28 protein-coding genes and 1 riboswitch are annotated in these 25,615 nt (G+C 71.6%); of the genes, 17 read left to right on the top strand and 11 right to left on the bottom strand.

Features of this window, described 5'->3' with window-relative positions; genetic code table 11:
• The first annotated feature begins 57 nt into the window (after positions 1 to 57).
• The 4 genes from ABZ078_RS28845 (at position 58) to ABZ078_RS28830 (ending at position 3,826) form a co-directional block, all read left to right on the top strand.
• Positions 58 to 1,233 (top strand): ArsA-related P-loop ATPase, encoded by a 1,176-nt coding sequence (locus tag ABZ078_RS28845; RefSeq protein ID WP_356579955.1) that lies wholly within the window; start codon positions 58 to 60, stop codon positions 1,231 to 1,233.
• Positions 1,234 to 1,290: 57 nt separating this feature from the next.
• Positions 1,291 to 1,836: a DUF5304 domain-containing protein gene (locus ABZ078_RS28840; RefSeq protein WP_356579953.1), complete on the top strand. Its 546-nt coding sequence runs from the start codon at positions 1,291 to 1,293 to the stop codon at positions 1,834 to 1,836.
• A 138-nt stretch (positions 1,837 to 1,974) separates the two neighbouring features.
• Positions 1,975 to 2,928 carry an ROK family glucokinase gene (locus ABZ078_RS28835; protein ID WP_356579951.1) on the top strand — a complete coding sequence of 318 codons (954 nt, stop codon included), beginning with the start codon at positions 1,975 to 1,977 and terminating at the stop codon, positions 2,926 to 2,928.
• Between the two features lie 151 nt (positions 2,929 to 3,079).
• Positions 3,080 to 3,826, top strand: coding sequence for an endonuclease/exonuclease/phosphatase family protein (locus ABZ078_RS28830; protein ID WP_356579950.1), 747 nt, complete (start codon positions 3,080 to 3,082; stop codon positions 3,824 to 3,826).
• Here ABZ078_RS28830 and ABZ078_RS28825 read toward each other — a convergent pair.
• Together ABZ078_RS28825 and ABZ078_RS28820 are read right to left on the bottom strand one after the other, a co-directional pair.
• The gene (locus ABZ078_RS28825; protein ID WP_356579948.1) at positions 3,823 to 4,515 is read right to left on the bottom strand and encodes a hypothetical protein; all 693 of its coding nucleotides are present in this window, start codon (positions 4,513 to 4,515) and stop codon (positions 3,823 to 3,825) included. The two genes, ABZ078_RS28830 and ABZ078_RS28825, sit on opposite strands and share 4 nt — an antisense overlap.
• Positions 4,508 to 5,284 (bottom strand): alpha/beta fold hydrolase, encoded by a 777-nt coding sequence (locus ABZ078_RS28820; RefSeq protein ID WP_356579946.1) that lies wholly within the window; start codon positions 5,282 to 5,284, stop codon positions 4,508 to 4,510. The genes ABZ078_RS28825 and ABZ078_RS28820 overlap by 8 nt, the downstream gene beginning before the upstream one ends.
• A gap of 152 nt (positions 5,285 to 5,436) precedes the next feature.
• Between ABZ078_RS28820 and ABZ078_RS28815 the strand changes: the two genes are divergently transcribed.
• The 4 genes from ABZ078_RS28815 (at position 5,437) to ABZ078_RS28800 (ending at position 9,276) form a co-directional block, all read left to right on the top strand.
• The gene (locus ABZ078_RS28815; RefSeq protein ID WP_356580005.1) at positions 5,437 to 6,156 is read left to right on the top strand and encodes a lysophospholipid acyltransferase family protein; all 720 of its coding nucleotides are present in this window, start codon (positions 5,437 to 5,439) and stop codon (positions 6,154 to 6,156) included.
• Between the two features lie 34 nt (positions 6,157 to 6,190).
• A complete protein-coding gene (locus ABZ078_RS28810; RefSeq protein ID WP_356579945.1) occupies positions 6,191 to 7,420 on the top strand; it encodes a DUF5931 domain-containing protein in 1,230 nt (409 codons plus the stop codon).
• Positions 7,417 to 8,109: a response regulator transcription factor gene (locus ABZ078_RS28805; RefSeq protein ID WP_356579943.1), complete on the top strand. Its 693-nt coding sequence runs from the start codon at positions 7,417 to 7,419 to the stop codon at positions 8,107 to 8,109. The genes ABZ078_RS28810 and ABZ078_RS28805 overlap by 4 nt, the downstream gene beginning before the upstream one ends.
• A 138-nt stretch (positions 8,110 to 8,247) precedes the next feature.
• Positions 8,248 to 9,276 (top strand): 6-phosphofructokinase, encoded by a 1,029-nt coding sequence (locus ABZ078_RS28800; protein ID WP_356579941.1) that lies wholly within the window; start codon positions 8,248 to 8,250, stop codon positions 9,274 to 9,276.
• 63 nt (positions 9,277 to 9,339) lie between these two features.
• On the opposite strand, the gene ABZ078_RS28795 is transcribed toward ABZ078_RS28800, so the two are convergent.
• Positions 9,340 to 11,196, bottom strand: coding sequence for an anthranilate synthase family protein (locus ABZ078_RS28795; protein WP_356579939.1), 1,857 nt, complete (start codon positions 11,194 to 11,196; stop codon positions 9,340 to 9,342).
• Between the two features lie 115 nt (positions 11,197 to 11,311).
• Positions 11,312 to 11,368 (bottom strand): trp operon leader peptide, encoded by a 57-nt coding sequence (locus ABZ078_RS28790; protein ID WP_071528813.1) that lies wholly within the window; start codon positions 11,366 to 11,368, stop codon positions 11,312 to 11,314.
• 96 nt (positions 11,369 to 11,464) lie between these two features.
• On the opposite strand from ABZ078_RS28790, the gene ABZ078_RS28785 reads away from it, so the two are divergent.
• Together ABZ078_RS28785 and ABZ078_RS28780 are read left to right on the top strand one after the other, a co-directional pair.
• Positions 11,465 to 12,817, top strand: coding sequence for a class II 3-deoxy-7-phosphoheptulonate synthase (locus ABZ078_RS28785; RefSeq protein ID WP_356579937.1), 1,353 nt, complete (start codon positions 11,465 to 11,467; stop codon positions 12,815 to 12,817).
• Positions 12,818 to 12,985: 168 nt separating this feature from the next.
• Complete coding sequence (locus ABZ078_RS28780) at positions 12,986 to 13,219, top strand: (2Fe-2S)-binding protein (RefSeq protein ID WP_356579935.1); 234 nt, start codon at positions 12,986 to 12,988, stop codon at positions 13,217 to 13,219.
• Here ABZ078_RS28780 and bfr read toward each other — a convergent pair.
• The gene (bfr, locus tag ABZ078_RS28775) at positions 13,216 to 13,692 is read right to left on the bottom strand and encodes a bacterioferritin (protein ID WP_073942879.1); all 477 of its coding nucleotides are present in this window, start codon (positions 13,690 to 13,692) and stop codon (positions 13,216 to 13,218) included. The genes ABZ078_RS28780 and bfr overlap by 4 nt on opposite strands.
• Before the next feature lie 177 nt (positions 13,693 to 13,869).
• Here bfr and ABZ078_RS28770 point away from each other — a divergent pair, with 177 nt between their 5' ends.
• Positions 13,870 to 14,502: a sulfite oxidase-like oxidoreductase gene (locus tag ABZ078_RS28770; protein WP_356579932.1), complete on the top strand. Its 633-nt coding sequence runs from the start codon at positions 13,870 to 13,872 to the stop codon at positions 14,500 to 14,502.
• A gap of 21 nt (positions 14,503 to 14,523) precedes the next feature.
• On the opposite strand, the gene ABZ078_RS28765 is transcribed toward ABZ078_RS28770, so the two are convergent.
• The 6 genes from ABZ078_RS28765 to thiO form a co-directional block, all read right to left on the bottom strand.
• Positions 14,524 to 15,000 carry a DUF4396 domain-containing protein gene (locus ABZ078_RS28765; protein ID WP_356579931.1) on the bottom strand — a complete coding sequence of 159 codons (477 nt, stop codon included), beginning with the start codon at positions 14,998 to 15,000 and terminating at the stop codon, positions 14,524 to 14,526.
• Between the two features lie 77 nt (positions 15,001 to 15,077).
• Positions 15,078 to 15,971 (bottom strand): deoxyribonuclease IV, encoded by an 894-nt coding sequence (locus ABZ078_RS28760; RefSeq protein ID WP_356579929.1) that lies wholly within the window; start codon positions 15,969 to 15,971, stop codon positions 15,078 to 15,080.
• 92 nt (positions 15,972 to 16,063) lie between these two features.
• Complete coding sequence (pknB, locus tag ABZ078_RS28755; protein ID WP_356579927.1) at positions 16,064 to 18,010, bottom strand: Stk1 family PASTA domain-containing Ser/Thr kinase; 1,947 nt, start codon at positions 18,008 to 18,010, stop codon at positions 16,064 to 16,066.
• Positions 18,011 to 18,127: 117 nt separating this feature from the next.
• Complete coding sequence (locus ABZ078_RS28750) at positions 18,128 to 18,922, bottom strand: thiazole synthase (RefSeq protein ID WP_356579925.1); 795 nt, start codon at positions 18,920 to 18,922, stop codon at positions 18,128 to 18,130.
• Positions 18,923 to 18,925: 3 nt separating this feature from the next.
• Positions 18,926 to 19,138, bottom strand: coding sequence for a sulfur carrier protein ThiS (thiS, locus tag ABZ078_RS28745; RefSeq protein ID WP_356579923.1), 213 nt, complete (start codon positions 19,136 to 19,138; stop codon positions 18,926 to 18,928).
• Positions 19,135 to 20,301, bottom strand: coding sequence for a glycine oxidase ThiO (thiO, locus tag ABZ078_RS28740; RefSeq protein WP_356579921.1), 1,167 nt, complete (start codon positions 20,299 to 20,301; stop codon positions 19,135 to 19,137). Before thiO ends, thiS begins: the two co-directional genes overlap by 4 nt.
• Positions 20,299 to 20,410: riboswitch (TPP riboswitch) on the bottom strand. It overlaps the preceding gene by 3 nt.
• A gap of 52 nt (positions 20,411 to 20,462) precedes the next feature.
• On the opposite strand from thiO, the gene ABZ078_RS28735 reads away from it, so the two are divergent.
• From ABZ078_RS28735 to ABZ078_RS28710, 6 genes are all read left to right on the top strand, one after another.
• Positions 20,463 to 20,813: a hypothetical protein gene (locus ABZ078_RS28735; protein WP_356579919.1), complete on the top strand. Its 351-nt coding sequence runs from the start codon at positions 20,463 to 20,465 to the stop codon at positions 20,811 to 20,813.
• A gap of 32 nt (positions 20,814 to 20,845) precedes the next feature.
• The gene (locus tag ABZ078_RS28730) at positions 20,846 to 22,075 is read left to right on the top strand and encodes an FAD-dependent oxidoreductase (protein WP_356579917.1); all 1,230 of its coding nucleotides are present in this window, start codon (positions 20,846 to 20,848) and stop codon (positions 22,073 to 22,075) included.
• 77 nt (positions 22,076 to 22,152) lie between these two features.
• Positions 22,153 to 22,518, top strand: coding sequence for a helix-turn-helix domain-containing protein (locus ABZ078_RS28725; protein WP_149822629.1), 366 nt, complete (start codon positions 22,153 to 22,155; stop codon positions 22,516 to 22,518).
• 295 nt (positions 22,519 to 22,813) lie between these two features.
• A complete protein-coding gene (gene thiE, locus ABZ078_RS28720; RefSeq protein WP_356579915.1) occupies positions 22,814 to 23,476 on the top strand; it encodes a thiamine phosphate synthase in 663 nt (220 codons plus the stop codon).
• Between the two features lie 123 nt (positions 23,477 to 23,599).
• Positions 23,600 to 24,523 (top strand): methylenetetrahydrofolate reductase [NAD(P)H], encoded by a 924-nt coding sequence (gene metF, locus ABZ078_RS28715; RefSeq protein ID WP_356579914.1) that lies wholly within the window; start codon positions 23,600 to 23,602, stop codon positions 24,521 to 24,523.
• Between the two features lie 57 nt (positions 24,524 to 24,580).
• Entirely contained in the window at positions 24,581 to 25,591 is a 1,011-nt protein-coding gene (locus ABZ078_RS28710; protein WP_356579912.1) for a hypothetical protein, read from the top strand.
• Positions 25,592 to 25,615 lie beyond the last annotated feature (24 nt).

Below are 25,615 nucleotides of genomic sequence, written 5' to 3'. Positions count from 1 at the left end.
GCGCCGGGCCCCCGCCGGGCGGGGGCGCACCCGCGGCGTCCGTTACGGTTCACCCCCATGCGCACCATCCTGATCACCGGCCCCGGCGGCAGCGGCCGTACCACCGTCGCCGCGGCCACCGCGCTCACGGCGGCGGCGGGCGGCACCAGAACCCTGGTCCTCAGCGCCGACCGCACCGACACCCTGGGCGCCGCCCTCGGCACGACCACGGGCGTGACCCCGAACCAGGTCACCGAGCACCTCACCGCCTGGCGCCCGGACGCCGCCGTCGGTTTCCGGGACGACCTCGCCGCCTTCCAGGAACGCGCGACCACCGCCCTCGACCTCCTCGGCGCCTCCCGCCTCGACCCGGAAGAGGTCACCCCCCTCCCCGGCGCCGAGGAACTCGCGCTGCTCCGCGCCCTGCGGGACGCCGCGCTCGCCGAGGCCCATGACCTCCTCGTCGTCGACCTGCCGGCCACCCCGCACGCCCTCGCCCTCCTCTCCCTGCCCGAAGAACTGCGCCGCTATCTGCGCCGGCTGCTCCCCTCCGAGCGGCAGGCGGCCCGCGCCCTGCGGCCCGTCCTGGGACGGCTGGCCGGCGTCCCGATGCCCGCGGAGTGGCTCTACGAGACCGCGGCCCGCTGGGACGTCGAACTCGCCGCCGTCGAAGCCGTCGTCGCCGACCGCGACACCGTCGTACGGCTGGTCGCCGAACCGGGCCCGGGCGGGGCCGACGCCGTACGGGCCGCCGGTCTCGCCCTCGCCCTGCGCGGCCTGCGCCCCGACCTGCTGGTCGCCAACCGGATCCTGCCGGAGACGGAGGCGACGGCGGGCAGCTGGCTCGCCGGACCCGTCACCCAGCAGCGCAAGGTCCTGGAGGAATGGCGCGAGCACCACGACGTCCACGCTGTCGCGCACCTCGGCCGCGACCCCCGCGGCGCCGACGACCTCGACACCCTCGCCGTGGCCGCCGTCAACGACACGTCCTCCACCGTCGAGTGGCCCGTCGCCGACCGGCTCGCCGAGGACGGCGTCCTCGTCTGGCACATCCCCCTGCCCGGCGCCCTGCGCGACGAACTCGACCTCGTCCGGCGCGGCGACGAACTCGTCGTCACCGCAGGGCAGTTCCGGCGCATCGTCTCCCTGCCGTCCGCGCTGCGCCGATGCCGGGTGGACGGGGCCGCGCTGCGGGACGGCGAGCTGCGCATCCGGTTCGCCCCGGATCCGGACCTGTGGCCGCGGACCCGATGAAGCAGGTACGCCCGTTCGGGTAACGTCGGAGAGACGAGCCGTAGTCAGGAGTCCGTCATGAGCGAAGATCTCCCCCCGTCCGACGCGTGGGGGTCCCCCCGCTCGAACGAAGCCGAGAGTGGGGGAGAGCACGAGGCGATCGACGAGGTACGGGCCGACGAGGTGCGGGCGACCGACACCGACGCCTGGGCGACGGCCTGCGCCGAGGACCTCGCGGCGGAGAAGGCCCGCCGCCGCGCCGAGCACGGCCCGCCCCCGGGCTCGGCCGCCGAGGAACTGCGCAAGCTCGTCGACGCCGTCGCGGACAAGCTGTCGAACATCCAGTCCCCGCTGCTCGGCGCGGTCGCCGGACCCGCCGCCCAGCAGGTGGTCAAGCAGGTGGTGGAGCAGGCCAAGGCCGCCGTCGAGCCCGTCATCGAGCGCAACCCGGACGTCTTCGACCACCTCGCCGCGGCCGGCACCGAACTCCTCGCCGCCTACCGCTCCGCGGTCCAGGCCCAGGAACAGCGCTGGACGACCCGGAAGACCGACGGCCACGACCCGGCCGAGCGCCCGGACCGGGGCGACGAGGCCGGGCCCGGCCAGCGCATCGACCTCGACTGAGCCCCCGGAACCGCCGACGGACGGAGCCCGCCACGGCGAGCCCTCGGCGGCCCGTCCGCCGGGCGGACGACGGGCACCCGACGGCAGGGCCTCGGGTACGGTTGGCCGTAGCGGGGCTCGACCGAAACTGAGGGATTCATGGGACTCACCATCGGCGTCGACATCGGCGGCACGAAGATCGCGGCCGGCGTGGTCGATGAGGAAGGCAACATCCTCTCGACCCACAAGGTGCCGACCCCGGGCACGCCCGAGGGCATCGTGGACGCCATCGCCTCCGCCGTGGAGGGCGCGCGCGTCGGGCACGAGATCGTCGGCGTGGGCATCGGTGCGGCCGGTTACGTCAACCGCCAGCGCTCCGAGGTCTACTTCGCCCCCAACATCCACTGGCGCAACGAGCCGCTGAAGGAGAAGGTCGAGGCCCGTGTGGGCCTCCCGGTCGTCGTCGAGAACGACGCCAACGCGGCCGCCTGGGGCGAGTACAAGTTCGGCGCGGGCAAGGGCCACCGCAACGTCATCTGCATCACGCTCGGCACCGGCCTCGGCGGCGGCATCATCATCGGCAACAAGCTGCGCCGCGGGCACTACGGCGTGGCCGCCGAGTTCGGCCACATCCGCATGGTGCCGGACGGCCTGCTGTGCGGCTGCGGCAGCCAGGGCTGCTGGGAGCAGTACGCCTCCGGCCGCGCCCTGGTCCGCTACGCCAAGCAGCGCGCCAACGCCACCCCGGAGAACGCCGAGATCCTGCTCGCCATGGGCGACGGCACCCCCGAGGGCATCGAGGGCAAGCACATCTCCATGGCCGCCCGCCAGGGCGACCCGGTCGCCGTCGACTCCTACCGCGAACTCGCCCGCTGGGCCGGCGCCGGCCTCGCCGACCTTGCCTCCCTGTTCGACCCGTCCGCCTTCATCGTCGGCGGCGGCCTCTCGGACGAGGGCGAACTGGTCCTCGACCCCATCCGCAAGTCCTACAAGCGCTGGCTGGTGGGCGGCAACTGGCGCCCGGTGGCGGATGTGATCGCCGCCCAGCTGGGCAACGAGGCCGGGCTGGTGGGCGCTGCCGACCTGGCCAGGGAGCCCGACCCGATCATGTGACGGTGCATGCTCGGGGTGCGGCGGCCATGCCCACCCAGGGGCGCGGGGCTGTACCACTGTCGGCTCCGCCGCGTGGGCGCGACCAGCCACAGACAACCGGCAGTCGCACACGAACCCCGCGCCCCGAGCCATCGGGCGTAGATTGATCCACATGGAGTCGCTCCCCAAATCCCGCACGGAGCCCGACGGTTCCGCGGTCATCAGGGTCCTGAGCTACAACATCCGCTCGATGCGCGACGACACCGCCGCCCTCGCCCGCGTCATCACCGCCTGCGATCCCGACCTGGTCCTGATCCAAGAAGCCCCCCGCTTCTTCCGCTGGCGCAAGAAACTCGCCCGCCTGGCCCGCGCGGCGAACCTCGTGATCCTCACCGGCGGCGCCACGGCGGCCGGACCCGCGATCCTGTGCAACCTCCGCGCCACCGTCGAGCGGACAGAGGACGTACTCCTCCCGCTCACCCCCGGCCTTCACAGGCGCGGCTTCGCCACGGCAGTGGTCCGGTTCGGCGGAGCCCGTGTCGGTGTCCTCAGCTGCCACCTCAGCCTCCAGACCGACGAGCGCCACGAGCAGGGCGGCATGCTGCTCGACCGCCTCGCCGGCCTGGGTGTGGAGCACGCCGTCGCGGGCGGCGACCTGAACGAACGCCCCGGCGGCCGCACCTTCCGGCGCATGGCCGAAGATCTCCAGGACTGCTGGGCCACCGCCCCGTGGGGCAGCGAGTACACCTCGACCCCGGCCGACCCCCATCAGCGCATCGACGCCCTCTTCGCCACCGAGGGCATCGAGGTGCTCGGCTGCGGTGTGCCCCTGGGCCTCCCCGGCGTGACGGAGACGGACCTGAGGGCGGCCACGGACCACCTTCCGGTCCTGGCCGCCCTCAGAGTCCCGGCGTCCTAGACGACGGCACCCCGCCCGGGATCGTCGTCGTCCTCGTCATCCGTCTTCATCCGCATCACCAGCGTGGCGAACCCGCCCACGAACCCGCCGATGCCCAGCGTGGCCAGCCACCACGTCATCTCCCAGCCGAACAGGACGGCGAACAGCAGCAGGATCGGCCCGCCGATCACGGCGAGCCAGGCGAACTTCGCGGTCGTGTCGGCGGTGGGCAGCGGCGGTGGCTCCGGTGGTACGAAGTGGCCCTCGTCGTCGCTGTCGAAGTCGTCCTCGGACGGTTCGGCCACGCTGTAGTCGCGGGGGCCGACACCGGGCGCGAAGGAGACGGAGCTGCCGAGCGGCTTGACCGGCTTGTCCTCCTTGGGCTTCCTGGACTCCTCGGACGCCTCGGACGCCTTCGATTCTTTGGGCGCCTCGGCCTTGTCGCCCCGCTCACCTTTGCCGCCCTGGGGTTCCTTGTCCGTCGCGTCGCCCGTCGCGTCGCCCGTCGCGTCGTTCGTGTCGGACTCCAGCAGCGCCAGGTCCTCGACCGACTTGAACGGCTTCGCGCCGGGCGGGTCCGGCGGCTCGTCGCCGTACCCGGCGACGATCGCGGCCCAGGCGGCGTCCTCGTCGAACGGGACGTGCTGCTCGTCCGGCTCGCGATCGTCGCGGTCCTCGCGTCTGCCGCGGTCGGAATCGTGCTCAGCCACGTGCGGTCGTCCCTTCCTTGCCGGCGCCGGTCGCGAGCCGGTCGATGAAGCCGAGGCTCTCCTCGAAGATCCGGTTCGCGTCATGGTCCAACGTCGCCACGTGACAGCTCTGTTCCAGCACGATCTCTGTTACGTCCGTCGACGACACCCTGCTCAGGATCCGGGCCGAGTCCTCCGCCGGCACGACGTGGTCCTGCGCGCCGCGCAGCAGCAGCAGCGGCTGGGTGACCTGCGGCAGCTCGCCGTCGACCAGGCGGTAGAAGGTCCGCAGGGAGTGGGCCGCGTGCAGCGGCACCCGGTCGTACCCGATCTCGACACCGCCCTTCGCGATGTCCCCGGTGATCCCGCGCGCCGTACGCACGAGATGGCGGGAGACGGGCAGGGCGTACGCGGACACGCCGTGCACCTTGTTCGCCGGGTTGACGGCCACCACCCCGGCCACGTCCTCCCCGTGCTTCGCGGCGAGCCGCAGCGCGAGCGTGCCGCCCATGGCCAGGCCGGCCACGACGACCCGCTCGCAGCGGTCGCGCAGATCGCGCAGGGCGCGGTCCACCTCGGCGTACCAGTCCTGCCAGCCGGTGAGCCGCAGGTCCTCCCAGCGTGTGCCGTGCCCCGGCAGCAGCGGCAGCGAGACGGTGAGCTCGCGCTCGGCGAGGTACTCCGCCCAGGGGCGCAGCGACTGGGGGGAACCGGTGAAGCCGTGGCAGAGGAGGACCCCGACCTCCCCGCCCTCGTGGCGGTACGGCTCGGCTCCAGGAAGGACCGGCACCTTTACGGTCTCCTGTTCGTGAGAAAGGACGGCGTGTGCTTCACCGTACGCGACCGCACTGACACCGACCAGGGCCGTCGGACTCTTTGACAGTGCTCCGGGTTAAGGTCTGATCTACAGACACAGGAGGCACTCGGTTGTTGTACGGCGCGATGAAGGTGGCCATCGGGGGACCGCTGAAGGTCGCTTTCAGGCCCTGGGTGGAAGGGCTGGAGAACATTCCCGCCGAGGGCCCCGCGATCCTGGCGAGCAACCACCTGTCCTTCTCGGACTCGTTCTTCCTGCCCGCGGTCCTCGACCGCAAGGTCACCTTCATCGCGAAGGCCGAGTACTTCACGACCCCGGGCGTCAAGGGCCGGCTGACGGCCGCGTTCTTCAAGGGCGTCGGGCAGCTGCCCGTGGACCGCTCCGGGGCGCGCGGGGCGGGCGAGGCGGCCATCAAGAGCGGCATAGAGGTCCTCGAGCGCGGTGAGTTGTTCGGCATCTATCCGGAGGGCACGCGCTCGCCCGACGGCCGGCTGTACCGGGGCAAGCCCGGTGGCCTCGCGCGCGTGGCGCTCGCCACCGGGGCGCCGGTCATCCCGGTCGCCATGATCGACACGGAGAAGATCCAGCCGCCGGGCCAGGTCATGCCCAAGCTCATGCGGCCGGGCATCCGGATCGGCGAGCCCATGGACTTCAGCCGGTACCGGGGCATGGAGCACGACCGGTTCGTGCTCCGCGCGCTGACCGACGAGGTCATGTACGAGATCATGAAGCTCTCCGGCCAGGAATACGTCGACATGTACGCGACCGCCGCCAAACGGCAGCTCGCGGAGGCGGCGAAGGCCGAGAAGGAACAGGCGCGGAAGAAGAAGGAACAGTCCGAATAGAGTCGGCCACATCTGAGCCGAGGGGTGGGGGCGAGTGGCCGAGCGCGAGCGGGTCATGAGGATGTCCGTCGAGCAGCCGCTGTGGCGTGCGCTCACCGGCTACCGGGTGCTGACCCTGGTGTACGCGATCGGTCTCTTCGTCAGCGCCCACGACGAGGTCGCCCGCCCCTGGGTGGCCATCGCCTACTTCGCCGTACTGGCCGTGTGGACGCTGGCCACCCTGCCCAGGGTCGCCAACGCCGCGAGCTGCACCAAGCGCTTCCTCGCCGTGGACCTCACCATCGCCCTGGCCGGAATCCTGCTCACCCGGCTCGCCGAGTCACCCGAGCGGATCGACGCGGGCGCCCCGACCCTGCCGTCGATATGGACCGCGGGCGCCGTGCTGGCGTTCGCCATCAAGGGCGGCTGGCGCTGGGCCGCGTTCGCCTCCACGCTGGTCGCCGCCGCCAACCTGGTCCACCGCTCCGGCGTACCCACCCGCGACACCGTCCACATGGTGCTGCTCGTCTGGATCGCCTCCATCGCCATCGGCTACGTCGTCGAGGTCGCCCGCGCCTCCGAGCGCACCCTCGCCCGCGCCCTGGAGATCGAGGCGGCGACCCGTGAGCGGGAGCGGCTCGCCCGGGACATCCACGACAGCGTCCTTCAGGTGCTGGCGATGGTGCAGCGGCGCGGCGCCGTCATCGGCGGCGAGGCGGCCGAGCTGGGCCGGATGGCCGGCGAGCAGGAGGTGGCGCTGCGCACCCTGGTCTCGGGCGGCCTGGTGCCCGTGTCCCGGGTGTCGGAGGACTCCGCCGAGGGGGCGGTCGTACGGGCTGTGGACGAGCCGGACGACGCCACCGGTCCCGTCGACCTGCGTGCGCTGCTGGCCCCGTACGCGGGCGCCAAGGTGAACCTGGCCGAGCCCGGCGCGCCCGTGTCGCTGGCCCCGGTCGCCGCGCGGGAGCTGGCCGCTGCCGTGGGAGCCGCCCTGGACAACGTCCGTAAGCACGCGGGGGAGCACGCGCGCGCGTGGATCCTGGTCGAGGACGAACCCGACGAGGTGATCGTCACCGTACGGGACGACGGGCCCGGCATCCCCGAGGGCCGGCTCGCGCAGGCCGAGGGCGAGGGGCGGCTCGGGGTCGCCCTGTCGATCCGGGGGCGGCTGCGGGATCTCGGCGGCAGTGCCGAGCTGATCTCGGTGCCGGGGCAGGGCACCGAAGTGGAACTGAAAGTACCGAAGGACAGCAGCGCTTCACGGGGGAAGGCGGAGCAGCGATGACGGACACCGCGAACGGACAGCAGGGCCCCATCAAGGTCATGGTGGTCGACGACCACCCCATGTGGCGCGACGCGGTCGCCCGCGACCTGGCCGAGTCCGGCTTCGACGTGGTCGCCACCGCGGGCGACGGCGACCAGGCGGTACGCCGCGCCAAGGCCGCCGCCCCCGACGTCCTCGTGCTCGACCTCAACCTGCCCGCCAAGCCCGGCGTCCAGGTCTGCAAGGAACTCGTCGGCCACAACCCGGCCCTGCGCGTCCTCGTCCTGTCCGCGAGCGGCGAGCACGCCGACGTCCTGGAGGCCGTGAAGTCCGGCGCCACCGGTTACCTGCTGAAGTCGGCCTCGACGGACGAACTCCTCGACGCGGTGCGCCGCACGGCCGTCGGCGACCCGGTGTTCACGCCGGGCCTGGCCGGACTGGTCCTCGGCGAGTACCGCCGCCTCGCCTCCGAGCCCGCGCCCGCCGCCCCCGACGCCGACCAGCCGGGGGCACCGCAGCTCACCGAGCGCGAGACCGAGGTGCTGCGGCTCGTCGCCAAGGGCCTGAGCTACAAGCAGATCGCCGAACGCCTGGTGATCTCCCACCGCACGGTCCAGAACCACGTCCAGAACACCCTCGGCAAGCTCCAGCTCCACAACCGGGTGGAGCTGGTGCGGTACGCGATAGAGCGCGGTCTCGACGACGAGTGATCCATCGGTCGTCGGCTTGACGACGCGTAAACCGAACACCCGGCGGTTCACCGGAATTGCCGTTCCGACCCATCCCGTTGTGACCTGGCTCACCATTAGCGTGGCCTCACCAGGCAACCGCGGCGAAGGGATATTTCCATGCGGGTCGGAGTACTGACCGGAGGCGGCGACTGCCCCGGTCTCAACGCCGTCATCCGGGCCGTCGTCCGCAAGGGCGTGCAGGAGTACGGCTACGACTTCGTCGGCTTCCGGGACGGCTGGCGAGGTCCACTCGAGAACGACACCGTCCGTCTCGACATCCCCGCCGTGCGCGGCATCCTGCCCCGCGGCGGAACCATCCTCGGCTCCTCGCGCACCAACCCCCTCAAGCAGGAGGACGGCATCCGCCGTATCAAGGAGAACCTCGCCAAGCAGGAGGTCGAGGCGCTCATCGCCATCGGCGGCGAGGACACCCTCGGCGTCGCCACCCGCCTGTCCGACGAGTACGGCGTGCCCTGCGTCGGCGTCCCGAAGACCATCGACAACGACCTGTCCGCCACCGACTACACCTTCGGCTTCGACACCGCGGTCGGCATCGCGACCGAGGCCATCGACCGGCTGCACACCACCGCCGAGTCCCATATGCGCGTCCTGGTCGTCGAGGTGATGGGCCGTCACGCGGGCTGGATCGCCATCCACTCCGGCCTGGCCGGCGGCGCCAACGTCATCCTCATCCCCGAGCAGCGCTTCGACGTCGACAAGGTGTGCGCCTGGGTGACCTCCCGCTTCAAGGCGTCCTACGCCCCGATCGTGGTCGTCGCCGAGGGCGCCATGCCGAAGGACGGCGACATGGTCCTCAAGGACGGGTCGCTGGACTCCTTCGGGCACGTCCGGCTGTCCGGCGTCGGCGAGTGGCTGGCCAAGGAGATCGAGAAGCGGACGGGGAAGGAGGCCCGGACGACCGTCCTCGGCCACGTCCAGCGCGGCGGCACGCCCAGCGCCTTCGACCGCTGGCTCGCCACCCGCTTCGGGCTGCACGCCATCGAGGCCGTCCATGACGGCGACTTCGGCAAGATGGTCGCCCTGCGCGGCACGGACATCGTCCGCGTCCCGATCGCGGACGCCACGGCCAAGCTGAAGACGGTGGACCCGAAGCTGTACGACGAGGTCGGGGTCTTCTTCGGCTGACCATCGGCCGGAGCGGTGGTCCGGGGGCGGCAGCCCCCGGACGACCAAGCGGTCGGTGTTCCGCTAAACGGTCGTGTTCCGCAGCTGACCGACCAACTCCCGTACGACCGCCGCCCCGTTCAGCGTCAGGATCGACTCCGGGTGGAATTGCACCCCGGCGAACCCGGGCCCCCGTACGGCGTGCACCTCCGCATCGTCGGACCGGCTGATCTCGACGCCGTGCGCGCCCAGCTCCTCGGCCGCCTCGTCGTCGCAGCGCGCCACGAAGCTGTTGTAGAAACCGACCGTCTCCGGACGCCCGAACAGGTCGATCGTCGTCTGCGCCCCCTGGTACGGCACTTCCTTGCGTACGATCTCCAGCCCCAGCTCGGCCGCGATCAGCTCGTGCCCGAGGCAGACGCCGAGGACGCCGTGCCGGTGGTTGCGGACGACCTCGGCGGTGAGCTCACGCAGGAACCGCATCTTGGGGTCTTCCAGATCGGACGGGTCGCCGGGACCGGGACCCAGCACCACCGGGCCCTCGTGCGTGAGCACCGCCTCCCGCAGCCCCGGCTCGTCGTACCGCCGGACGGTCACCTCCAGCCCGCTCGACCGCAGCACGTGCGCGAGCATCGCCGTGAACGTGTCCTCCCCGTCCACGACCAGGGCGTGCCCGCTCAGTTCCTCCGACCGCTCCTGCATCCGCAGCCAGAACGGCGCCAGCGAGGCCCGGCGCCCGTCCAGCGCGGCACGCACGCGTGGGTCGTCGGCGAGGCGTACGCGCGCGTGCTCCGCACGCGGCCGGGACGGGCGTACGCCCAGGGCCGTCAGCACTCCGGCCGCCTTCGTGTGCGTCTCCGCGACCTCGCTCGCCGGGTCCGAGCCGCGCACCAGAGTGGCGCCGACGGGCACCCGCAGCCCACCGTCCGCGTCGATGTCGGCGGTGCGGATCAGGATGGGGGAGTCGAGGGTCTGGGCCCCGCCGGAGTCCCGGCCGACCAGGGCCAGCGCACCGGCGTAGTACCCGCGCCCCCCGACCTCGTGCCGCTCGATCACCCGGCACGCGTTCTGCACGGGCGAGCCGGTGACGGTGGCCGCGAACATGGTCTCCCTCAGCACCTCCCGCACATCCAGCGACGACTTCCCGCGCAGCTCGTACTCGGTGTGCGCGAGGTGCGCCATCTCCTTCAGCCGGGGCCCGACGACGACCCCGCCCATGTCGCCGACGGTGCACATCATCTTGAGCTCCTCGTCGACGACCATCGACAGCTCCTCGATCTCCTTGCCGTCGGCGAGGAAGCCGAGCAGGTGCTCGGGCGTCGGACCCTCGGCGGGATAGCGGTACGTCCCGCTGATCGGGTTCATCACGACCGTCCCGCCGGACATCCTCACGTGCACCTCCGGGCTGGCCCCGACCAGCGTCCGCTCCCCGGTGTGCACGACGAACGTCCAGTACGCCCCCCGCTCGCCCTCCAGCAGCCGTCGGAACAGCGCCAGCGCGTCGGCCCGCCCGAACCCGGGGATCCGCCCCTCGTACGTCCGCCGGATCACGAAGTTCGCGCCCTCGCCCTGCCCGATCTCCTCCCGCAGCACGCGCCCGACGATCTCCGCGTACTCCTCGTCGCCGACGTCGAAGCCACCGCCCTCGACGCGCACGTCGTGCGACGGGAGCTGTGCCAGGGCGTCGGCGAGCGGGAGCTCGTACGACTCCTCGGGGGTGAGCACGACCAGGGGCGTGCCGTCGTCGCGCACGTCGAAGCCGCGCTCGCGGATCTGGCGGAAGGGGACCAGCGCCAGGCCCTCGTCGGGGAGGTCGGCGAGGCGGTCGTATGCGGTGACCGGGCCGAGGAGGACCTCGACCCGGTCGTGGTCGTGGCCCGGCGTGCGGCGGCGCAGCAGCGCGAAGGGGCGGGCGTCGTGCGGGAGCTGTGCCAGGTCCATGGTTCCTCTTCCGTCGATGTCGATGTCGCTGTCGATCGATGGCGGTGAGGAACGACCCCGGGAACGCCGAAGGCCGCCCCTCGGGCGGCCTTCGCGAAGTCTTGCGTACGCGCAGTCAGTGGGCCGCCGGATGAGCGGTCCACCACCAGTTCTGGGTCGAGTGCGCGAACATGCCAGGCACCCTACCCCATGTCCGAGTCGTGTACCCCGCGTCTCAATTGCTGGGCATGGGGCAGGACGTCCCACCCGACCCCGTAATGTTGAGGTCGTGACCGTGAACGCTAAGACCAGCGCGAGCGCTGGCAACACCTGGCGAAACCTGCCCGCGGCGCAGCAGCCCGAGTACCCCGACCCCGAGGCTCTGCGCGCAGTCGTTGCGGAGCTGGAGTCGTATCCGCCGCTCGTCTTCGCAGGCGAGTGCGACCAGCTGCGCGCCCGGATGGCGGCCGTCGCCAAGGGAGAGGCGTTCCTCCTCCAGGGCGGCGACTGCGCCGAGGCGTTCGACGCGGTGTCCGCCGACCACATCCGCAACAAGCTCAAGACCCTGCTCCAGATGGGCGCCGTGCTGACGTACGCCGCCTCGGTGCCGGTCGTGAAGGTCGGCCGCATCGCCGGCCAGTACTCCAAGCCGCGCTCCAAGCCGACCGAGACCCGCGACGGCGTGACGCTCCCGACCTACCGGGGCGACTCCGTCAACGGCTTCGACTTCACCGAGGCCGCCCGCGTCCCGGACCCGGAGCGGCTGAAGCGGATGTACCACGCGTCCGCCTCCACGCTGAACCTGGTGCGCGCCTTCACCACCGGCGGCTACGCCGACCTGCGCCAGGTGCACGCCTGGAACCAGGACTTCGTGAAGTCGTCCCCGTCCGGTCAGCGCTACGAACAGCTCGCCCGCGAGATCGACAACGCGCTGAACTTCATGCACGCCTGCGGGGCCGACCCGGAGGAGTTCAAGACGGTCGAGTTCTACTCCTCGCACGAGGCGCTGCTGCTCGACTACGAGTCGGCGCTGACCAGGGTCGACTCGCGCACCGGGCAGCTGTACGACGTCTCGGCGCACATGGTGTGGATCGGTGAGCGCACCCGGCAGCTGGACCACGCGCACATCGAGTTCGCCTCGCAGATCCGCAACCCGATCGGCATCAAGCTGGGTCCGACGACCACGGCCGAGGACGCGCTGCAGTACATCGAGCGCCTCGACCCGGAGCGGGAGCCGGGCCGGCTGACCTTCATCGTCCGCATGGGCGCCGACAAGGTCCGCGACAAGCTGCCCGAGCTGGTCGAGAAGGTCACCGCCTCGGGCGCCACCGTGGCCTGGGTGACCGACCCGATGCACGGCAACACCTTCGAGGCGGCCTCCGGTCACAAGACCCGCCGCTTCGACGACGTGCTCGACGAGGTCAAGGGCTTCTTCGAGGTCCACAAGGAGCTCGGCACCCACCCGGGCGGCATCCACGTGGAGCTGACCGGCGACGACGTCACCGAGTGCGTGGGCGGCGGCGACGAGATCTTCGTCGACGATCTGCACCAGCGCTACGAGACGGCCTGCGACCCGCGGCTCAACCGCAGCCAGTCGCTTGACCTGGCGTTCCTCGTCGCGGAGATGTACAGGGACCAGTAATCGGACCGGCTTGTCACCGGCATGTGGAGTGGGGCGCGGATCACATACGATCCGCGCCCCTCCCACTTTTGCGGTACCTGTGCGGCGGGTAAGGTTAGGTTAGCCTCACCGATCAAGAGGGTCACTCGGTACATCGGTACGGCACGACTTGTCGAACCCGGGCGGGAGGTGAACCGCGTGTACGTGTGCAGTTGCTTCGGTATCACCGAGCAGCAGGTGAAGCAGCACGCGGAGAGCGGCGCCTGCACGCCCCGCCAGATAGCGTCGGCCTGCAAGGCGGGCACCGACTGCGGCTCCTGCGTGCGTCGTATCCAGGCACTGCTGGGCAGGGGTGCGTGCCCGCGCCGTGAGCTGGCCGACCAGGGCCAGCCGGTGCTCGCCGAACTGGAAGAAGCGGCCTAGCTCGGCTGCTCGATCTGCTGCGCGAGGTAGAGCGCCTCACCGAGCTTGTCGATGAGCTCCAGCTGCGTGTCCAGGTAGTCGATGTGGTGTTCCTCGTCCTCGAGGATCGACTCGAAGAGGTTCGCGGAGGTGATGTCGCCCTTGGTGCGCATCACCTCGATACCGCGCTTGAGGCGGTCGATCGCCTCGACCTCGATCTGCCGGTCGGCCTGGAACATCTCGGTGACCGTCTGGCCGACCCGGACATGGAACAGCCGCTGGTAGTTGGGCAGGCCGTCCAGCATCAGGATGCGCTCGGTGATCTTGTCCGCGTGCTTCATCTCGTCGATGGACTCTTCACGCGTGTACTTGGCGAGCTTCGTCCAGCCTTTGTTGTCCTGGATCCGGTAGTGCAGCCAGTACTGGTTGATCGCCGTCAGCTCGCCGGTCAGCTGCTCGTTCAGGAATTCGAGGACCTCGGGGTCGCCCTGCATCGCAGAGGCTCCTTCCACGCGGGGGGAACTGGCAGGTTGCGCCGCATGATTGCACCCGGCGGCGAAGATCGTCCAGTAAGTCTTCACTTAGTAAGTAAGGGCATGCTTAGTCCGTTTTGAGCTGAATTGGGGGGAGGGTGGTCCGGTGCACTGCCCAGGGTCTGTCAGGATGGAGTCATGGGTCAGCCGGTGGAGCGCGAAACTGGAGCAGCGGCACACTCCGAGCTTCCGCCGGGGCAGCGAGTGCAGCGCGGCTGGCCGGTCACGCACTACGGCCCGGTCCCCAAGTTTCGTCCCGAACGCTGGGAGTTCAGGGTGTTCGGGGCCACCGCCGACGGTGAGAAGCACTGCTGGACCCACGAGGAGTTCACGGCCCTGCCGTACACCAGCGTCGTCGCCGATCTGCACTGCGTCACGAAGTTCAGCATGCTCGGCGCGGAGTGGGGCGGCATCCCGGCCCGTACGATCCTGGAGATCGCACCGCCCGCTCCGGCCGTCACCCATGTGATGGTGTGGGCGGAGTACGGCTTCAGCTCCAACCTCCGCCTGGCCGACTTCGCCTCCGAGGGCGCGATCTTCGCCACCCACAAGGACGGCGAACTGCTCACGGCGGAGCACGGCTTCCCCCTCCGTCTGGTCGTCCCCCATCTGTACGCCTGGAAGGGGCCCAAGTGGGTCCGCGGCGTGGAGTACATGACCGCCGACCGTCGCGGCTTCTGGGAGGAGCGCGGCTACCACAACATCGGCGACCCCTGGAAGGAACAGCGCTACTCGTACCAGGAGGAGCCCGGGGACGGCCCCGAGCTCTGACTCCTGGTCCTTCCCCGGCTGTCAGCGGTGGTACTGGTGCACCACCGCGTGGCCCTTGCCACGGCCGATCATCCACTTGTTGACCGGCGTCGTGACGACGAAGGCGACCGCGAGGGCGATGGCCAGCGCACCCCAGAACAGCAGGTCGTCCAGACCCGCGTCCATCGCGCCGGGCCACAGGACGAGTACGCCGTTGTCTACCAGTTCCATCACGGCGATCGACAGGGTGTCCGCGGCCAGGGCCACCCGGACGGCCGCCCGGAAGCCGACGTCCGCCTTCAGTACGCCGCGCAGGGTGAGCGCGTAGCCGAAGAAGAACGCGAGCGCGATCGCCAGCACCAGGGTCGGCAGGTCGCCCCAGCCGAGCGCGGTGCCGATCACCATGCCGAGCACCTCGCCGATGGCACAGCCGGTGAGGCAGTGCAGGGTGGCCTGGACGGCCATCGCCCACGTGCTGGTGACGGCCCTCTCGTGGTGAGCGTGCGCATCGTGCTGCATGGGTGCCCCCAATGCCAGGTTGCGGTTCCTGCACCGAGCAAGAACCGTATACCCCCCAGGGGTATTCCCTCAACGGGCTATGCGTCCCGAAGTTTTTTCAGCCGCTCCACATCCGCCGCGTGCCCCTCCTTCCCGCCGGGCGTCTCGATGATCAGCGGTACGCCCGCGGTGGCCGGGTGGGTCATCAGGGCCCGGAACGGGTCCTCGCCGATGTGCCCGGTGCCGATGTTCTCGTGCCGGTCCTTGTGCGCGCCGACGACGTCCTTGGAGTCATTGGCGTGGATCAGCTTCAGCCGGCCCTCACCGACGGTGTCCACCAGCAGGTCCAGCGTCTGGTGCATGCCGGACGGGCCGGTCAGGTCATGGCCGGCGGCGAAGATGTGGCAGGTGTCCAGGCACACGCCCAGCTTCGGATGCGCGTCCAGCGCCTCGAAGTACGGCCCGAAGTCCCAGGTCCGCGAGCACAGCGAGGCGCCCTGCCCGGCGGTGGACTCCAGCAGCAGATACGGGTCGTCGTCGCGGGTCAGCTCGTCGAGCAGCGGCAGCATGTGCTCCCGGACCTGCTTCAGGGCCACCGAGCGCTCCCGGCCGCCGGTCGCGCTGCCCGTGTGCACGACCACGCCCAGCGCCCCGATCTCCCGGCCGCGCCGCAGCGAGTGCCGCAGCGACTCCACCGACTTCTCGACGGTGGCCTCGGTGTGCGAGCCGAAGTTGATGAGGTACGGCGCGTGGACATACGCCGGGATCGACTCGGCCTCGCACACCGCGCGGAACTCCTCGTCCTGCCGCGGATTCCCGGCGGGCGTGGCCCAGCCGCGCGGGTTGGCGACGAAGACCTGGACGGTCTCGGCCTTGAGGTCGTGGGCGTAGGTGAGCCCGACGGAGCTGAGACCACCGGCCACGGGGACGTGGCTGCCGACGGGGTTGCGGGAGGGGCCCGAGAGGGCGGTGCCGGACTGCTGACTACTCACCCGTTCAGGGTGTCATGCGGCCCGGCCCGCCCGAGCACCGGCCGGTGACGAGCGGGGCCTGGAGTCGACGAGCGGGCCTGGAGCGGGCTACCTCACCGGATGGTGATCGTGATCGTCGAGCCCTTCGGCGCCCTCTGCCCGCCCGCCACGGACTGCTTCTTGACCGTGTCGCCGAACAGCCCGAGCAGGCCGCGGTCCTCGTCGACCTCGAAGCCCGCGGCCGCCAGCTCGGCCTTGGCGTCGTCGACGCTGTCGCCGACCACGTCCGGGACCTCGATCATCTCGGGACCCTTGGACAGCGTCAGCGTCACCGTGTCGCCCTCGGCGGCCTGCCTGCCCTCCGCCGGCGACTGCCGGGCGACCTGGCCCGCGTCGAAGTCGGAGTTGACCCGCGCGGCGGCGACCTTCACCTTCAGGCCGGCCTCCTCCAGGTCGGTCTTCGCGTCGGCCAGGCTCTGGCCGGTGACGTCCGGGACGTCCACCGGGCTGCCCTTGCTGACGGTGAGCGCGACCGCGGAACCGGAGCGGACCGTGGTGCCGGTGCCCGGATCCGAGGAGATCACGAAGCCCCGGGGGACGTCGTCGTTGAACTCCTCGGTCTTCCTGCCCGGTTCGAGACTGCCGTCCTTCAGCACGGCCCGCGCCTTGTCCAGCTTGTAGCCCTGGAGGTCCGGCACCTTCACGGTCTCCGGTCCCAGCGAGATGACCAGGCTCACGGAGTCGTTGTGCCGGATGCGGGCGCGCGGCTTCGGGTCCGTGGTGATGACGGTGCCGCGCCTGAACGTGTCGCTGTGGGCGCGCTCCACCTTGCCGACGTCGAGCCCGGCCTCGGCCAGCCGGTCCCGTGCCTGCGCCTCGGTCTTGGCCAGCAGCGGCGGGACCTCGGTGAACTGCCCGGAGTTGATGTACCAGATGCCGACCCCGAGCCCGAGGACCAGCAGGACGGCGGCCACCACGACCAGCGGGCCGCGCGGCCGACGCGAGGTCCGCGACCGGCGGGACCCGGGCGGCGGAGGCGGGGGAGCCTCCAGCCGGCTGGTCCGGTTGAAGACGGCCTCGGGCTCCGGGGCGTCCTCGTTCACGGGCAGCGGCCGCTGAATCGCCAGCGCGCGCGGGATGACGCTCGTACGGTCGTCGGCGTTGCTGCGCTCCGCCGTGAGCGCCTGCGGCGGCACGGCGTCCAACTGGTCCGCGCTCAGCGCGGCACGCGTCTGCCGGGCCTGCGCGAGCAGCGCCACGGCGTCGTACGGGCGGATGTCCGGGGTGCGGGCGGTGGCCGAGGCGACCAGCTCGTCGAGCTCGTACGCCAGCCCCGGCACGACCGCCGAAGGCGGCGGGACGTCCTCGTGAAGGTGCTTGTAGAGCACCACCGCGGGGGAGTCCCCGTCGTGCGGCTTGTCGCCGGTGAGCATCTCGTAGAGGACGACACCGCACGCGTACACGTCGACGCGGGCGTCGGCGGCGCCCGGCTGCTCGATCTGCTCGGGCGCGAGATAGGACACGGTGCCGAGCACGGCACCGGTGGTGCTGGTCACGGTGTCCACGGACCGTACGAGCCCGAAGTCGGCGACCTTGACCCGGCCGTCGTCCCCTATCAGGACGTTCTCCGGCTTCATGTCGCGGTGCACGAACCCGGCGCGGTGCGCGGCGCCGAGCGCGGCGAGGACCGGCTCCAGGATGTCGAGCGCGGCCCGGGGCTGGAGCGCCCCGCGCTCGCGCAGCACGTCCCGCAGGGTGCAGCCCGCGACGTACTCCATGGCGAGATAGACGTACGACCCGTCGGTGCCCTGGTCGAAGACCTGGACCACATTGGGGTGCGCCAGCCGGGCGACGGACTTCGCCTCCCGGATGAACCGGTCGACGAACACCCCGTCCACCGCCAGTGCCGGATGCATCACCTTGAGCGCGAGGACGCGGTCCAGGCGGGTGTCCAGGGCCCGGTAGACCGTGGCCATCCCGCCGACCGCGATCCGCGCGTCCACGCGATACCGGCCGTCGAGCACCTGCCCGACCAGAGGGTCCTGAAGGGTCGTATCCACGCGGGTGAGTCTACGAGCCGTCACCGACAGACCCGCCGCCCCGACCGTGATCGGGGCGGGACTGCAGCCGACCTGTGACGGACGCCTCATCGGTAAAGGGCTTTTGTCGAACGTGCGTCAGAACGCGGGTCGCTCCGGGTCCAGCCGCGCCATGCCCTCCACCGGAGACGACGCCTCGGCGAAGTGCCGTCGGGGAATCCGCCCGGCCCGGTACGCCAGTCGCCCCGCCTCCACCGCATGCCGCATCGCGTCGGCCATCAGCACCGGCTCCTGCGCCCGCGTCACCGCCGAGGCCAGCATCACGCCCGCGCACCCCAGCTCCATCGCGAGCGCCGCGTCCGACGCCGTACCGGCTCCGGCGTCCAGGATGACCGGCACGCGCGCGTGCTCCACGATCAGCTGGAAGTTGTGCGGATTGCGGATGCCGAGCCCCGACCCGATCGGGGACCCCAGCGGCATGATCGCCGCACAGCCGACCTCCTCCAGCCGCCGCGCCAGCACAGGGTCGTCGTTCGTGTACGGCAGCACGGTGAACCCGTCGTCCACCAGCGTCTCCGCGGCGTCCAGCAGCTCGATCGGGTCCGGCAGCAGGGTCCGCTCGTCGGCGATGACCTCCAGCTTGATCAGATCCGTACCGAGCGCCTCGCGCGCGAGGCGGGCCGTCAGCACGGCCTCGCCGGCCGTGAAGCACCCCGCCGTGTTCGGCAGCACGCGGATGCCGAGCCTCTCCAGCACCGACAGCACCGAGCCGTGCACGGACGGGTTCACCCGCCGCATCGCGACCGTGGTCAGCTCCGTCCCGGACGCCACCAGCGCCCGCTCCAGCACGTCCAGGCTGGGCGCCCCGCCCGTGCCCATGATCAGGCGGGACGTGAAGGACGTGTCGCCGATGACAAAGGGATCGTCGGCCATGGTTCAGCCTCCTTGGACGGCGGTGAGGACCTCGACGCGGTCGCCCTCCGAGAGGGACGTCGACGGCCACTGCGCGCGCGGGACGACGGTTTCGTTGAGGGCGGCGGCCACTCCGGAGGGCGCCGCGGTGAGGGACTTCACGAGCGCGTCGAGAGCTGTGCCGGGCTCGATCCGCCGACGCTCGCCGTTGACCGAGATGGTGACCGGGTGGCTCATGCGGGCTGCTCCGTGAGTGCGGCGGGACTGAAGCGCCTGGGCGTGAACGGCCGGGCCTCTTCCGGGAGTTCACCGGTGGCCAGGACCTGCGCCATGGCGTCGCCGGTGACCGGCGTGAGCAGCACGCCGTTGCGGTAGTGCCCGGTGGCCAGCAGCAGCCCCGCCAGCTCGGTCGGGCCGAGCAGCGGCGCGTTGTCGGGGGAGCCGGGGCGCAGACCCGCCCGCGTCTCGGTGAGCGGCAGCTCCGTGATGCCCGGCACCAGCTCGTGCGCGTCGCGCAGCAGCTCGTACACCCCGCCCGCGGTCACCGTCGTGTCCCAGCCGAGCTCCTCACTCGTCGCCCCGACGACCAGCTCCCCGCTCTCGCGCGGCACCAGATACACGTGGCTGCCGCGCACCACGGCCCGTACGGTCCGGCTCAGGAACGGCGCGTACCGCTTCGGCACCGTCAGCCGCAGCACCTGGCCCTTCACCGGGCGGACCGGCGGCAGTACGTCGGCGGGGACCCCGGGCAGCCGCCCGCTGCGGCTGCCGGCGGCGAGGACCACCTGGCCCGCGCGCAGCTCGGTGCCGTCCGCCGTGGTGACACCGGCGGCCCGGTCCCGTACGACGTCGAAGCGCTCGGCCCAGGCCCGGTGGAAGACCACACCGGCCCGCTCGCACGCGGCCACCAGTGCCCCGGCCAGCCGCCGCGGATCGATCTGGTGGTCCCCGTCCACGCGCAGCCCGCCGCGCACGCCCGGCGCGAGCATCGGCTCCAGACGCCGGCACTCGCGCCCCGACAGCCACTCGGAGTCCAGCCCCGACCGGCGCTGAAGGGCGTGCAGTTCCCGCAGGTGGGCCCGGTCGTCGGAATCCAGCGCGACGGCGAGCGTGCCGCAGCGGCGGTAGCCGAGGTCATGGCCGGTGAGGTCGGTGAGCTCGGCCACGAAGTCGGGGTAGCGGCGGGCCGAGGCCAGATTCAGGCCCAGCAGCGTCTGCTCGCCGTAGTGCAGCTCCGTGACGGCGGCCAGCATCCCGGCCGCCACCTGGGCGGCGCCGCCGCCCGGCTCGGGGTCCACGACAGCCGTGGAGAACCCGCTCTGCGCGGCCCGCCACGCCGTGACCAGGCCGATGATGCCGCCCCCGATGACGAGGACGTCTGACGTTCGCGTACGCGACATGGGCGTCCAGCCCCTCCCTTCGCCGGCATGACCCGGATCAGGTTCGTACGGTCGGAGGCCGCCAGCCTCCCTCTCAGCCCGGTGCGTCCGGGCTCCCGCGAGTGCTCTACGTTGGCCACCCTAGCCCGCCGCCGTGTGTCTCAGTAAGGGAGCCTGTGCCCGTGGCCCGTTCGCTCGACGGTCTCGTCCTCGCCCCTGTGGCCGATCAAGCCCCAGGTCAGGTGGGTACCCGCACCCGGTTCACGTACCACGAGAAGGAGGGTGAGGTCTGGGCGGAGTACGCGGGCGGCGACGTCGTACGCGGACACCTCGTGGGCACCAGGGAAGGCGACCGGCTGGACTTCCGCTACGTGCAGCTCAAGCGGGACGGCACGACGTCGTCGGGGCACTGTGTGTCGACGGTCAGCGAGCTGCCCGACGGACGGGTGCGCCTGGAGGAGACCTGGGAGTGGGAGTCGCAGGCGGGCGCGGGGACGAGTGTTGTGGAGCAGGTCACTGAGCATGCCCCCTGACTGACGAATTGTCAGTTGTCTATGGTGATCAGGTGAGCGAGCAGACGCAGCGACAGGGCACGTCACAGGCGCGGCGCGTGGTCGTCGCCGGCGCGGGCATGGCCGGTGTGCAGACCGCGGTCGCCCTGCGGGAGCGGGGCTTCACCGGGACCGTCACACTGATCGGCGCCGAGCCCCACCAGCCGTACGACCGGCCGCCCCTGTCCAAGGCCGTGCTGCTCGGCAAGGCCGAGGGGTCCGCCTTCGACGTCGACTTCGACGCCCTCGACATCGAACTCCGGCTGGGGTGCGAGGTGCTGGGCCTGCGCACCGCCGACCACGAGCTGGACACCGAGGCCGGGCCCGTCCCGTACGACGTCCTCGTACTCGCCACCGGCGCCGAACCGATCCGGCTGCCGGGCGCGGAGGGCGTCCCCGGCGTGCATCTGCTGCGCACCCTGGACGACGCCGAGCGGCTGCGGCCGGTGCTCGCCCGGCAGCACGACATCGTGGTCGTCGGCGCGGGCTGGATCGGCGCGGAGTTCGCCACGGCCGCGCGCGAGGCGGGCTGCGCGGTGACGGTCGTGGAGGCCGCCGACCGGCCGCTCGCGGGTGCGCTGCCCGCGGAGGTGGCGGCGCCGATGACCGCCTGGTACGAGGACAGCGGGACGGTACTGCGCACGCACGCGCGCGTGGAGCGCGTCGAGCCCGGCGCGGTGATCCTCGACGACGGCTCGCGGCTGCCCGCGGGCGCCGTCGTGGTCGGCATCGGGGCACGCCCGGCCACGGCCTGGCTGGCCGGCTCGGGGATCGAGCTCGGCGCGCACGGCGAGGTCGTCGCCGACGACCACCTGCGCACCTCCGTGCCGGAGGTGTTCGCGGTCGGCGACTGCGCCTCCTTCCCTTCGGGACGGTATGGCGAGCGCCTGCTGGTCCACCACTGGGACAACGCCCTCCAGGGCCCGCGCACGGTCGCCGCCAACATCCTCGGCGAGACGCCCGCCGTCTACGACCCGGTGCCGTACTTCTGGTCCGAGCAGTTCGGCCGCTTCGTCCAGTACGCGGGCCACCACGCCGCCGCCGACACGACACTGTGGCGCGGTGATCCGTCGGGTCCGGCCTGGACCGTCTGCTGGCTGAAGGAGGACCGTCTGGTCGCTCTGCTGGCCGTGGGCCGGCCGAGGGATCTCGCGCAGGGACGGCGGCTGATCGAGGCGGGCACGCCGATGGACCGGGAGCTGCTGGCGGACGCGACACGGCCGCTGAAGGCGGCGGTGGCGTAGCGCGTCGGGGCGACAGGTCCTCCCAGGCGGACCGGCCTGACTTCCGACTGTCAGTGGCAGATGGCAGGCTTGTTTCCGTGACCGAGATTGACGCAAAGATCGATGCTCTCGTCCCCGCCTGGCTCACCCTCCCCGACATCGCGGAGATGCTCGATGTCGAGGTGACCCGCGTCCGGCAGCTGGTCAAGGAGGGCCAGCTCATCGCCGTACGCCGTGGCGAGAACCGCGCGCTGCACGTCCCCGCCGCATTCATCGACGGGGACAAGGTCGTCAAGGGCCTGTCCGGGACCCTGACGCTCCTGCGGGACGACGGCTTCACGGACGAAGAGATGCTGGAGTGGCTCTTCACCCCCGACCCGAGCCTGCCCGGCACCCCCGCACAGGCCCTGAGCGAGAACCGCGGCACGGAGGTGAAGCGCCGCGCCCAGGCGCTCGCTGTCTGACCCGAACCAACCGATCCGAAATCCTCAGGGCGTACGGGCCGGCTGCTGCGGACCACGGGGCTCCGCGAGCGCTGAGGGTGCGGGCGCCTGCCGGGCCGCGCCGGGTCGGCCGGCCCGTACGCCACCACCGCCGACCCCGGGTTGCGGTGGCACGCTGCGGGCCGCCGAGGGCCGCCGCGGGTCGCCGTCGCGCGCGGCACCGGGCCGCCGCGGTCCGCCCGGTTCCGGCTACGGTGCCACCGTCCGGCAGCCGCCCGACGCCATCCGCCCGGCACCCGATCCCAGGGGGAACCGCATGTCCGACACCGTCACCGGGGCCACCGCCCGGAACCAGCTCGCCGACGCCCGGCTCTACCTGTGCACCGACGCCCGCAGGCGGCAGGGGGACCTGGCGGAGTTCCTGGACGCCGTGCTGGCCTGCGGTGTCGACATCGTGCAGTTGCGCGACAAGGGCATGGAGGCGGCCGAGGAACTGGAGCACCTGAAGGTCTTCGCCGAGGCATGCGCCCGGCACGGCAGGCTCCTCGCGGTCAACGACCGTGCCGACGTCGCCCACGCCGCCGGCTCCGACGTCCTGCACCTCGGCCAGGGCGACCTCCCGGTCCCTGCCGCGCGCGCGATCCTCGGCGACGACGTCCTCATCGGCCGCTCCACGCACTCCGAGTCCGAGGCCACCGCGGCCGCCGCCCAGGAGGGCGTCGACTACTTCTGCACCGGCCCCTGCTGGCCCACCCCCACCAAGCCCGGCCGCCACGCCCCCGGCCTCGACCTGGTCCGCCACACCGCCGCCCTCGGCACCGACCGCCCCTGGTTCGCCATCGGCGGCATCGACCTCGCCAACCTCGACCAGGTGCTGGAGGCGGGCGCGCGCCGTGTCGTCGTCGTACGGGCGATCACACAGGCCGACGACCCGGCCGCGGCGGCGGCGGAGTTCGCGAAGCGGCTCCGGCAGCCGTAGGCGCCGGCCCCCTGAGGCCGCCGTTGGCCCGTCTTTGTCCAAGGCGTGGACAACAGCCCGACAAATCGGGCAAATGTCCAGGGTCTGGTTGGGTGACCGAGGCCCCCTGGTTAACCTGCGACTATGGCCCTCGGTACCGCATCCATCAGGTCGGACCACGCTCGTACCGTGCGTGAGATGCTCGCGACCGGCAAGACGACGTATTCGTTCGAGTTCTACGCCCCCAAGACCCCGAAGGGCGAGCGGAACCTGTGGAACGCGCTGCGCCGGGTCGAGGCCGTCGGACCGGACTTCGTCTCCGTGACCTACGGCGCGGGCGGTTCCACCCGCGCGGGTACGGTCAAGGCCACCGAGGCGATCGCCTCGGACACCACGCTCACGCCGATCGCCCACCTCACCGCCGTCGACCACTCGGTGGCGGATCTGCGCAACATCATCGGCCAGTACGCCGACGCCGGTATCCGCAACATGCTGGCGCTGCGCGGCGACCCGCCCGGCGACCCGCTGGGCGAGTGGGTGCCGCACCCGCAGGGCCTCGCCTACGCCGCCGAACTCGTCGAGCTGATCAAGGCGTCCGGTGACTTCTGCGTGGGTGTCGCGGCCTTCCCCGCGATGCATCCGCGCTCCTCCGACTGGGAGGCCGACGTCCGGCACTTCGTCGACAAGTGCCGGGCCGGCGCGGACTACGCGATCACGCAGATGTTCTTCGACCCGGAGGACTACCTGCGGCTGCGCGACCGTGTCTCGGCCGCCGGCTGCGCCACTCCGATCATCCCGGAGATCATGCCGATCGCCAGCGTCCGGACGCTGGAGCGGATCCCGTCCCTCACCAACGCCGCCTTCCCGGACGCCCTGAAAGAGCGGATCCTCACAGCGAAGGACGATCCGGCGGCTGTACGCTCAATCGGTATCGAGTTCGCAACGGAGTTCTGCGCGCGGCTGCTGGCCGAAGGAGTGCCCGGACTGCACTTCATCACGCTCAACAACTCCACGGCGACCCTGGAAATCTACGAGAACCTGGGCCTGCACCACCCACCGCGGGCCTAGACCGGTCGTCCTGATATACGTCACACTGCGTAGGCGGCCACTGGGAGAGGGGCGTACATGGGCTGGACGGTCCTCTACATCGCGTTCGGCATCGTCGCGCTGTGGCTGCTGGGCGAGGTACTGCTGCAGTACAAGGCACGTCTGCGCTGGCGGCTGCTCGCCTTCGTCGGTTTCCTCGGCGTCGTGGTCGGGGTGCTCATCCCGTCGGTGATCGTCATCGGTCTGGGCGCGGCCGCGTTCGCGGTCGGCCAGACCTACGTCACGCTGTCCTTCCGCCGCGGCTTCTCGTCCGGCTGGGCGGTCTCCGCGCCGGCGCTGGGCCCCCTGGGCGGCGGGAAGCGCCGTGGTGGCGAGCCGGACCGCAAGGAGCCGACCCTTGAGGTCTCCGACCTCAAGGCGAGCGAGGGCGGCTTCGGGGGCGACGACGGCAGGTACGGCCACGGTGACGGCGATTACGGCCCGGACCGCGGCGACTACAGCCACGACAGCGTCGACCACGGCCACGACGACTACGACCGCGACGACGTCTTCACCCCCTCGCGCCCGGACCGGTCGTCGGCCGCGGAGACGACCGCCGTCTACGAGCCGCAGCCCCTGCCGGACGAAACCGGCACATACGGCATATACAGCGACCCCGCCCGCGCCGCCGCCGACCAGAACTACGCCTCCGCCGACCAGCCCCAGGACCAGTACGCGACGGCCGACCAGAGCTACGCGTACGACGGCTACTCCGGCTACGACCAGCAGCAGTACGGCTACGACGCCACCGGCCAGCAGCAGTACGCCGCCTACTCCGACCCGTACATCGGCACCCAGACCTACGGCGGCACCTCGTACGACGCCTATGGCCAGCAGCAGTACGGCCAACAGGGCTACGGCCAGGACCAGTACGCGACCGGCACCTACGGCGAGACGACCCCGCCCGGCGGTGTCTGGGTCCCGCAGCAGCGCACCGACGAGGCGTACGGCGGCGAACTGCCGCCCGAGCAGCAGTACCCGTACGAGGCCAACGGCCAGCAGGGCAACGGCCAGCAGGGCAACGGGTACGACGAGCAGTACCGTTTCTGACGCCTGACGCCCCCCGCGCGATCA

The sequence above is a fragment of the Streptomyces sp. NPDC006385 genome, from assembly GCF_040612485.1.
In the GTDB taxonomy this organism is placed as follows: Bacteria; Actinomycetota; Actinomycetes; order Streptomycetales; family Streptomycetaceae; genus Streptomyces.
This window is presented reverse-complemented; position numbering and strand designations above follow the sequence as displayed.